Here is an 8,297-nt window from a genome sequence, read left to right as displayed (position 1 = left end):
TTCTGCGTGGTCCTGAAGGTTTTGGGGATGAACATTTTCCGGGCGACGCGTTACCGGAGGGCGAAAAATGGGGGCGGCCCCAGGTCAGGGGGCCTGAATCTCCCTGTTTTGCGCCTGCTTTTTCATTTCAAAGAACAAATTGTGCGCCTGTGGGAGAAGATGGGCTTGAATCCGGGTGGAAAACGGATTCGGATTGATATCCGCTGTTCATCGCCCCATTTCAGGCTGCAACCCGATTTTTAACTTTTTACCTGGGCATCAACATTGACTCCATCCAGTAAAAGTTTAATGGAATCCAAGTTTCTGGAATCGCCGCAACAAATTTTGCTATTACCCAATGAAAAGATGTCTCCATGCATCGTTTTAGCAGGGAGTTTGGAAGGATCTACAAGGTCGGCCTTGTCAAAGCCCTCCTGTTGTTCAGAAAGCAACTTCGTTAACTCACTCTCCGTAAAACCTACATCACCCAAATCAAAGTTAAGGGATTTTAGATCATTCAGAATTTCCGCCAGTAATGAATCATCCCAATAGGCTAAGGAAGCAGTCTTATTGTCCGCGATATTATATGCAATGAATTTTTCGGCAATTAGTGAGTCCACTCGAACAACCGGTACATCTTTCATGCCCAATTTCTGTGCGGCCTTCCATCTCGTATGGCCTGCGCAAATGCGATTGTCAGGCCCGATTATTATTGGATTGTTGAAGCCGAAACTCTTGATGCTTCGAGCAACAGCGTCGACTGCATGGTCGTTTATCCGCGGGTTTTTCTCGAATGGCCTTAACTGATCCATGCACAAGATTTCTAAATTCATATTGCCTCCTCTATGCTGGCGCATTTTCGCAAAATTTTTTTAGAACCTACTTTTTCCCATTTTTCTTTGGCTTAGCATCGAATAGACGCAAAACTCTGTCACGCAGATATCGTTGAACAAATGAATTCAGGGAGCCATCGGGATAAAGTATTCTGTTGCCGATCAGTGAATGCATGTGCCCGTCGAAACTGCAGCGTAACGCACCACTTTTCGCAATCAGGTCCTCTTTTGAGAAAATTGTGTTTTCCCACAGCCAGTTCCAGACGCCGCACTCTGAATCATCCTCTAATCCCGAAAGTTGTTTTGCCTCTTCGATATGGATATTGGTCCAAGCGACGGCCAATTTGATTAGTTGAGGTTCGTCTGCTATTAAAAGGATCCCCTCTGGTTTTTCCCTCTCTTTGAAACTGGCCAGGTGCTGATAAAATAGTTGATTTCCCATACGGCATTGACTCCCGAAAAAATTCTTATTGAGCGCATTCCTTACTTTTCATGGATAATCATATCATGTGTTTTTTGGAGAGACGCTGGATGCCCGCCTATGACCACTAGAGGACGCTTCAGTGACAATATTTGTCTATTGACAGGGTTTTCCGCGTGGCCAAGAATGGAAAATGCATTCAAGAAAGCAAGATAATGATAATAAAGTCCAAGGATATCAAATGGTATGAGTAAGTTTTTCGGCTACCAATGGGCTACCATTCCGTGCCGACTGCATGCGTAACATACTGAAATTACAGACCCCATGCACACCATGCACAAAGCCGATTTTTAAACAGTCCGGCGAGAGAATAGCGTTTAAAATTAGTTGGTTATGTGAATATTTTTAGCCCGATTTTTTCGGAATGGGGTTCAAGGGGTCGGAGGTTCAAATCCTCTCGCCCCGACCAAAAAACAAAAAAGAGGCCGGATGACCAAAGGGTCGCCCGGCCTTTTTTGTTTTTGGAGGACCGATTAAACGAAACCCCACCAGTGAACTGCAAAGCAAAAAACAAAAGCATAAAAATGAAAACCCGCCTCCGGCGAATTGCATGGAACGGCAAAAAGATTAAACGCCTCCGGCGAACAGCCAAGAACGGTAAAAAAAAGCCTCCGGCGGGTCGCTTTTTGTAAAAACTCCACAAAAACTCTCCCAATGCTCTGCGCGCAAAACCAAGCATGTTGATATGATCCTGGACAGGGCTAATTTCACTTGCTGACGCCTCTCTCAATAGTTTTTTACAAACCCGAGGATTTCCCCCAATACGCCGGATGTTGTTAACAATCGTCAAAATTCCTTGCCAACTGAGGCTGGTGAATATATATTTCAATATATACTTTTTGAGGAGGCGAATATGAGTACGGCGAAACTTTTCAAAAACGGCAACAGCCAGGCGGTGAGGCTGCCCAAGGAATTTCAATTCGAGGGAGAGGAAGTATTAATCAAGAAGGTTGGGCGGAACGTGGTGCTGTCTCCCAGGGGGGATCCGTGGAGTTCTCTCGTCCAGAGCCTGGATTTGTTTACTGAGGATTTCATGGAAGACAGGAAGCAGCCCGGCCAGGATGACAGGGAATCTTTGTGATGCGCTACATGCTAGACACAAATGTCTGCATTTATCTCATCAAAAGGAGGCCGGCGGCGGTTGTGGATCGGCTTCGGGCGTTGTCCATTTCAGACGTGGGCATATCGAGCATTACTCTTGCCGAACTGGAATATGGAGTTGCTAAAAGCGGCAAGCCGGAACAAAATAGGGACGCTCTCACCGGATTTCTGGCTCCGCTTGAAATCGAGGCGTTCGGCAATGAGGCGGCCGCATGTTACGGCGCGCTGAGGGCCGGGCTGGAAAAGGCCGGAAAGCCCATCGGCCCCATGGATATGCTCATCGCGGCCCACGCCTTGTCCCTTTCCGCGATCCTCGTCACCAACAATGCCCGCGAGTTCGAACGGGTTCCAGGATTGGTCGTGGAAAATTGGGCGGCTGACTGACGCATAAAGCGGCTTTCCCGCCGACAGGGAAAAGGTCAGGTTGGGGGGATAGCCAACCCTGCTATTTCAGCCCACGTGGGCGCTGCCTGCCGCGCTCAAATTGTCATTCCAAAGGGCGGACGTTTAGAGCCTTTCACCTGACCAAGATCAGGCGCCGACGCCCAACCCGTCTTATTGCTCCGGGGCGGCTTTTTCCAGGTAGGCTAAAAGTTTTTTGGCGGCGTCGCGGTGGCATTTGTATTTGGCGGCCTTGGCCAGGGCGATTTTCGCCCGGTTGGCGTCTCCCGCATTCATGGCCGAGTATCCGGCCATAAGCCACGCCCGGCCGCAATCATGCTTCTTCTCAGCGGTTTTTTCGAAGGCGTCCGCGGCTTCCCGGTAGCGTTCCAGGCTGTACAGCAAGTTGGCCTTTAGACCCATGAGGTCCGCTTGCTCCCCTTGTTCCAGGCCTTTTTCCACCCATTGCAGGGCCTTTTCGGGTTGCTGCAGCTTCTGCCAGGAACAGGCCAGGTTGCGGATGACCGCAACATCCGATTTTTCCCTGGCTATAGCCTCATACAATCCCTGGGCCCGGGCCGGAATATTGACGGCCAGGTACAGGTCCGCCGCAAGCCTTGCCTCCTTGTCCGTTAACGGCTGCAGGTTGGCGTAGACGTCCAGGTTGACCAGGGCCTGTTCGTATTCCTTGCGCTGCAGATGCAGGCTGGCCAGGGTCTTCCACCATTTGGGCTCCAGGGGATAATCTTCGGTCAGGCGGACGGCGAAGGCCAGGGCCTTTTCGTGCATTTCCAAGAACAGATACTCATGAAGCAGAAATTCCCGCCAGCCTTTTCGCCGGTTTTCCGGGGCGGTTTCCGCAAGATCCTCCAGGACCGGCAGCGCCTCCTTGTGCTGCTCATTTCTCACCAGGGCGTGGGCGTAGGTTTCTTTCCATTCCGGCTTGACGGATTCCGGGTTGATAGCAAACAGTTCGGCCAGGATTTCCACGGATTTGGCGGAATCGCCGGCGGCCAGAAAGGCGGCTCCGGCAAGATAAAGGATGGAAGGGTCCTTATTTTCGGAGGAGCGATATCCCCTTAGGTAGCTTTCGGCGGCTTTGGCCATTTTGCCGCATTGATGGCAGCAGGTTCCCAGGTTAAGCCACCCTTGGGCGAAGTCCTGTTTTTTGTTGACGGCCTCTTCAAAGTTTTGGGCGGCGGAGTTCAGGTCGCCCTTATTGTATTTGGCGCTGCCCAGGAAAAAGTCCACCATATAGTGATGATACCCCTTCCTGTCCTGGCAGCCCTCCCGGCATTTTTTTTCCCCCCGTTTTTTAAAATCCTCCAGGGTTTTGATGGCGGCGTCCGTTCTTCCGCGCTCCATAAGGCATTGCGCTTCGTGCAAAACCTCCCGAGCCGGACGCGGGATGTCCTCTTGCTTGTCATTTCCGGACAGGGCGTTGGACGAAAAAAGCAAAAAGGCCGCCAGGAAAATTATCAGTGCTTTACATTTCATGGTCATTCCAAAACAAACTCAATGGGCGCCCGGGCCAGGCTTCTTACCGGCCGGCCTTCCGCGGTTCCCGGGGCAAAACGCCATGTGGACACGCCTTGAATGACGCTCTGGTCGAAAATTCCGGCGATTTCCGGAGGGGCGTAATCCACGATTTTTAATTCCTCCACCCTGCCGTCCAGACCCACTATGAATTCCACGGTCACCACGCCCTGAATTTTCCGGCGTTTGGCTTTCATGGGATACAAGGGCTTTGCGTTGCCCACGGGAACCAGGGGGCCGTCCAGGTCTCCGGCCTGGTAAAGACCGGCGGCGCCGACGGAGGGCGCCGCAGACGCCGGTTCGGGCGCGGGCGCGCTAATGCTTATGCTTTGAACAGGCGCCGGGGCCGCCCCCATGGGCAGGCTGGGCATGGCCGGGTCGATTTCCAGTGATAGAGAGGTCAGGGCGATCACAGCGGGCGCCTGGGGCGCGGGCTCGGGGTTGGGCGCCGCCTGCTCCGCGTCCTGGCGCTGCTCCTGCCGGGGCTGACTTTTGGGCGCGGGCGATTTTTTGGGCTCGAACCGGCTGATTTCAACCATGGCTAAGGGCTCGTCCAGGGGCTTCATATCGGGAATCGCCTGCAGCAGGGCGGGAAGCAGGCCGAACAATCCCAGGGTCACGCCAATGGCGCCTATTACGGACAGCAGCCCGGAGGCCATGTTTTTTCCGGCTTGGGTCATGATTGCCCCCCTGGAGCCGAGGCGGCGAGGGTGACGTTTTCAGCCCCGGCCAATCGCGCCGCATCCATGACCGAGACTATGGTCCCGGCCGTGGCATTTTGATCGGCGACCACCACCACGGCGGCGCCGGGGTTATCCACCAGCCCGCGCTCCACCTGGGCTCGCACCGATCGAATATCCACCTGACGATGGTTCATGAAAATCGCGTTTTGATCCGAGATTCCCACCAGGATGTTTGTTTTTCGGCTGGAGGCCGCCGTCTGTGCGGACGGCCGGTTGACTTCCAGGCCGGTTTCGCGCACAAAGCTGGTGGTCACCAGAAAGAAGATCAACAGGATGAAAACCATGTCGATCAAGGGAGCGATATTCAGCTCCAGGGTCTGGCGTTTGGCTCTTCTGGCATTGGTGACGCTTAGCATTGGCACACCTGCTCCATGTCCCGGCCGTATTCAAACCCGCGGAGGCCGCCTTTAAGCTCCATGCCTGCGCTCTCCACCTGCTGGGACCGCCTTTCGGCCATGCGGGAAAGCACGCCTTGCATGTATAAGCCGGGGATCGCCGCCAGAAGTCCGGCCTGGGTGGTGACCAGGGCCTTGGAAATTCCGGCGGACATGGCCCGGGCGTTGCCCGTGCCGTAAACCGTGATCACGTCAAAGGCGTTGATCATGCCAAGGACCGTGCCAAGCAGGCCCAATAAGGGGGCGATGGCCGCCAGGACGCCGATGGCGCAAAGTCCTTTTTCCAGGGGAAGCAGGGCGGTTTGCACCAGTTCGTCGGCGATTTTCCGATCCAGGCTAAGGTTCCCGGTTCGCCTGTGGGAAAATTCCCCGGCCATGTTTTTCCTGATTGCATTTCCATCAAAGAAAAAACCCAAAAAAACCAACCTCTGCAGAATCAGGGTCCACATGACCAGGGAAACCAGAAGCAAAGCCGCAAAGACCATTCCTCCTGAATTGTATAATTGACGCAGGAATTCGGCGGTAAAGGTCATGGCTTTTTCCTCCCTGCGCAAATGACGTTCACCAACGCCACGGATTTTTCCTCCATCTGGGCGATGATGTTTTCCACGGTCCGGGAAAGCAGGGCGTGGGAAAGCATAATGGGTATGGCCACGGAAAGACCCAGCATGGTGGTGATAAGCGCTTCGGATATGCCGCCTGACATCATGCGGGGATCTCCGGCGCCGTGGACGGTCATGACGCTGAAGGTGTTGATCATGCCCGTGACCGTTCCCAGCAGGCCAAGCAAGGGGGCTATGGCCGCCAGAACCGCCAGGGTGGACAGGAACCGCTCCAGCCTGGGGACTTGCCTGAGTATTGCCTCGTGCAAGGCGTTTTCCATGTCCTCCCTGGGCTCGTCCTTAAGGATCAGGGCGGCCGTCAGCACAGTCGGCACGGGCCGGGATTCCTGTTTTTTGCACAGGGCCAGGCATTGGTCCCATTCTTTTTCCCTGGCCAGGGCCGCCACGTTTTTCATGAGCTTGTCCGCGTTGGTGCGTACGCGCAGCAGGAAAAAAAGCCTCTCCAGCACGATGATCAAGGCGGCGATGGCAAGCGCGGCAATAGGCCATACCAAAGGGCCGCCCTGGGGGATTTTTGCGAGGATGCCAGGCTCCTGGGCGAACTGCCTCAAGGCGGCCCCCCGGGAGATATCCACGGGCGCGGCAGCGCTTTGGCCCGCCATATAATCATTGATGGCCTTTTCGTAAAAAGGGCCGGGAAGCCGGGACAGGGCGAAGAAACGCTTGCTGGCCGAAGAGTAGACCAGAAACCCGGTTTCCTCCCCGGATTGATAGGCGGCGGTGAAATTGCCCAAAAGCAGCATTTTGCCTTGCTGCTCCCGGCCGGCCCGGTCCACGTATATCCCATTGTGCACGCTGACCTCGCCGGAGCGCGTGATTTCGTCCAGATACAGACTCATCATGGCGCTGATTTCGTCCAGGCTGGGAAAGCTCCCTTCCTTGCCCAGAGCTTCCAAAAAGGTCAGATCTTCCGTGCGATGCACGTTTTGAGGGCTTTCCTGCAGCAAGGCGTCCAGGTCTCTGGCGGACACGCTGACGAATCCCTGCAGCTCCTTGAGATCCGCCTGGGCGGTTTCAATCTGGGCGTTTAAAAGCGCCCGTTGCTCCGATAGGCTTTCCTTTTCGTTCCGCAGGTCCGAGATTTCCTTGCCCAGGGATTTGTTTTCGACTTCCAGATTGTCTATGGCCCGGAACAGGGCTATTTTGTCGTCCGTGATGCGCTCAAGCTGGATCCGGGCTTCCTCTTCAGCCCGGGCTTTTTCCAATCGGCTTTGTTCCAGCAGTTGGTTTTTTTTCTGCTCTGCAATTATGGCCGCCTTGCGGATGTCTTCCGCGTAAACCGGGGCGCAAAGCCCTATGATCAAAACCAACGCCGCTATAATAAATATTGAACGTTTCATTGCGCCGCCGCCTCCCCAAGAGGCAGCAGCAAAATGTCCGCAGGCCTTCTTTTCGCCGCCATTTCCACGGCCTGGTTGATTGCGGCGTTGTGCTCCGGCGGCAATGCAACAAATTGCGCGGAAGCCGGGTCCCACATGCCGCAAATATCCTGGTTCAGGGTGCGGAAGAAAATGGACAGCCTGCCCAGGCGAAGCACGTCCACCATGCGCTCCTCATTTTGAATCATAATGGCCCGGCGCTGCGTTTCCGCAGTTCCTCCGTATTGAGCCTCTATGAGCAGGGCTTCGGAGATTCGGCGATATTTCTCTCCCAAAGAGGTTTCGGGATCCTCCATGGTTTGTTTGAGGGAGTCCATGCGCCGGGTTCTTTCCTCTTTTAAGAAAGGCTGACTGGCTTCCACGGAATAGGCCAGGAATTGAAAACTTTCCTCCAGAACAGGCTCAAGCCCTTTGGAAACCGCCAGGATGTCGGCCTTTTTTTGCTCCAGTTCCGAGATGTCGTTTGTCATTCCGTTCACCTGGGTTTGCATGGCGTCCCGCATTTTTTTCAGCCTGGCGTTCTGGCTGCCCAAGGACTTGTACCTGGCGGTCAGACGGGCCTTTTCTTCGCTCCAATCATCCAGGGACGCCTGAGTCTGCTTCCTGATCTCCACAGCCTGTGCAACAGGCTCCCGGACCTGTTGGGCGAAGTTATCGCACCAGCCCGGAGAGGCCGAAACAAGCAATAAAGCCATAATATAAAAAGGTCTGAACATAGTGATGCATCCTAATCATAAGATCCGGTTGACAACCTGGCCGGCAAATATTGGCGCAGGCTCGGCGGGAAAACGCCAATCGAGGGGGCGGAGCCGCTCCAGGCTGTCAACCGGTTGAAGGGCATGCCTG

12 protein-coding genes are annotated in these 8,297 nt (G+C 54.4%); 3 read left to right on the top strand and 9 right to left on the bottom strand.

What is annotated here, in order from left to right; genetic code table 11:
• A partial coding sequence (locus BUE18_RS28310; RefSeq protein WP_211482810.1) for a hypothetical protein occupies nt 1-243 on the top strand: 243 nt, incomplete at its 5' end.
• Here BUE18_RS28310 and BUE18_RS13110 read toward each other — a convergent pair.
• The 3 genes from BUE18_RS13110 to BUE18_RS27950 all read right to left on the bottom strand — a co-directional run bounded on the left by BUE18_RS13110 (nt 240) and on the right by BUE18_RS27950 (nt 1,934).
• Nucleotides 240-812 (bottom strand): ParB N-terminal domain-containing protein, encoded by a 573-nt coding sequence (locus BUE18_RS13110; protein ID WP_073476401.1) that lies wholly within the window; start codon nt 810-812, stop codon nt 240-242. The genes BUE18_RS28310 and BUE18_RS13110 overlap by 4 nt on opposite strands.
• Before the next feature lie 46 nt (nt 813-858).
• Complete coding sequence (locus BUE18_RS13105; protein WP_073476399.1) at nt 859-1,254, bottom strand: hypothetical protein; 396 nt, start codon at nt 1,252-1,254, stop codon at nt 859-861.
• Between the two features lie 512 nt (nt 1,255-1,766).
• On the bottom strand, nt 1,767-1,934 hold the full coding sequence (locus BUE18_RS27950; protein ID WP_170868359.1) for a hypothetical protein: 168 nt from the start codon (nt 1,932-1,934) through the stop codon (nt 1,767-1,769).
• 212 nt (nt 1,935-2,146) lie between these two features.
• Here BUE18_RS27950 and vapB point away from each other — a divergent pair, with 212 nt between their 5' ends.
• Together vapB and vapC are read left to right on the top strand one after the other, a co-directional pair.
• Nucleotides 2,147-2,374, top strand: coding sequence for a type II toxin-antitoxin system antitoxin VapB (vapB, locus tag BUE18_RS13095; RefSeq protein ID WP_073476395.1), 228 nt, complete (start codon nt 2,147-2,149; stop codon nt 2,372-2,374).
• A gap of 8 nt (nt 2,375-2,382) precedes the next feature.
• Entirely contained in the window at nt 2,383-2,778 is a 396-nt protein-coding gene (gene vapC / locus BUE18_RS13090) for a type II toxin-antitoxin system tRNA(fMet)-specific endonuclease VapC (protein WP_244549320.1), read from the top strand.
• Between the two features lie 171 nt (nt 2,779-2,949).
• Here the strand turns inward: vapC and BUE18_RS13085 are convergent, their stop codons facing one another.
• From BUE18_RS13085 to BUE18_RS13060, 6 genes are read right to left on the bottom strand one after another with little or no spacing between them, the layout of a single operon-like run.
• Nucleotides 2,950-4,272, bottom strand: a complete 1,323-nt coding sequence (locus BUE18_RS13085) for a tetratricopeptide repeat protein (RefSeq protein WP_073476392.1) — start codon at nt 4,270-4,272, stop codon at nt 2,950-2,952.
• A gap of 2 nt (nt 4,273-4,274) precedes the next feature.
• Nucleotides 4,275-4,991, bottom strand: coding sequence for an energy transducer TonB (locus tag BUE18_RS13080; RefSeq protein ID WP_073476390.1), 717 nt, complete (start codon nt 4,989-4,991; stop codon nt 4,275-4,277).
• The gene (locus tag BUE18_RS13075; RefSeq protein ID WP_073476388.1) at nt 4,988-5,410 is read right to left on the bottom strand and encodes an ExbD/TolR family protein; all 423 of its coding nucleotides are present in this window, start codon (nt 5,408-5,410) and stop codon (nt 4,988-4,990) included. Before BUE18_RS13075 ends, BUE18_RS13080 begins: the two co-directional genes overlap by 4 nt.
• Nucleotides 5,404-5,982: a MotA/TolQ/ExbB proton channel family protein gene (locus BUE18_RS13070; protein WP_073476386.1), complete on the bottom strand. Its 579-nt coding sequence runs from the start codon at nt 5,980-5,982 to the stop codon at nt 5,404-5,406. Before BUE18_RS13070 ends, BUE18_RS13075 begins: the two co-directional genes overlap by 7 nt.
• Nucleotides 5,979-7,412, bottom strand: coding sequence for a MotA/TolQ/ExbB proton channel family protein (locus BUE18_RS13065; RefSeq protein ID WP_073476385.1), 1,434 nt, complete (start codon nt 7,410-7,412; stop codon nt 5,979-5,981). Before BUE18_RS13065 ends, BUE18_RS13070 begins: the two co-directional genes overlap by 4 nt.
• A complete protein-coding gene (locus BUE18_RS13060) occupies nt 7,409-8,167 on the bottom strand; it encodes a DUF3450 domain-containing protein (RefSeq protein WP_073476383.1) in 759 nt (252 codons plus the stop codon). The genes BUE18_RS13065 and BUE18_RS13060 overlap by 4 nt, the downstream gene beginning before the upstream one ends.
• Nucleotides 8,168-8,297 lie beyond the last annotated feature (130 nt).

This window comes from Desulfatibacillum alkenivorans DSM 16219, from assembly GCF_900142135.1.
In the GTDB taxonomy this organism is placed as follows: Bacteria; Desulfobacterota; Desulfobacteria; order Desulfobacterales; family Desulfatibacillaceae; genus Desulfatibacillum; species Desulfatibacillum alkenivorans.
Note: the sequence above shows the minus strand (reverse complement) of the source record. Positions and strands in the feature narration are given on the sequence as shown.

Bases quoted from the DNA above. Each gene is read 5' to 3' on its own strand.
- vapB (WP_073476395.1), top strand. From the start codon at position 2,147: ATGAGTACGGCGAAACTTTTCAAAAACGGCAACAGCCAGGCGGTGAGG.
- BUE18_RS13070 (WP_073476386.1), bottom strand. From the start codon at position 5,982: ATGACCTTTACCGCCGAATTCCTGCGTCAATTATACAATTCAGGAGGA.
- BUE18_RS13065 (WP_073476385.1), bottom strand. From the start codon at position 7,412: ATGAAACGTTCAATATTTATTATAGCGGCGTTGGTTTTGATCATAGGG.
- BUE18_RS13085 (WP_073476392.1), bottom strand. From the start codon at position 4,272: ATGAAATGTAAAGCACTGATAATTTTCCTGGCGGCCTTTTTGCTTTTT.
- BUE18_RS13105 (WP_073476399.1), bottom strand. From the start codon at position 1,254: ATGGGAAATCAACTATTTTATCAGCACCTGGCCAGTTTCAAAGAGAGG.
- BUE18_RS13080 (WP_073476390.1), bottom strand. From the start codon at position 4,991: ATGACCCAAGCCGGAAAAAACATGGCCTCCGGGCTGCTGTCCGTAATA.
- vapC (WP_244549320.1), top strand. From the start codon at position 2,383: ATGCTAGACACAAATGTCTGCATTTATCTCATCAAAAGGAGGCCGGCG.
- BUE18_RS13075 (WP_073476388.1), bottom strand. From the start codon at position 5,410: ATGCTAAGCGTCACCAATGCCAGAAGAGCCAAACGCCAGACCCTGGAG.
- BUE18_RS13110 (WP_073476401.1), bottom strand. From the start codon at position 812: ATGAATTTAGAAATCTTGTGCATGGATCAGTTAAGGCCATTCGAGAAA.
- BUE18_RS13060 (WP_073476383.1), bottom strand. From the start codon at position 8,167: ATGTTCAGACCTTTTTATATTATGGCTTTATTGCTTGTTTCGGCCTCT.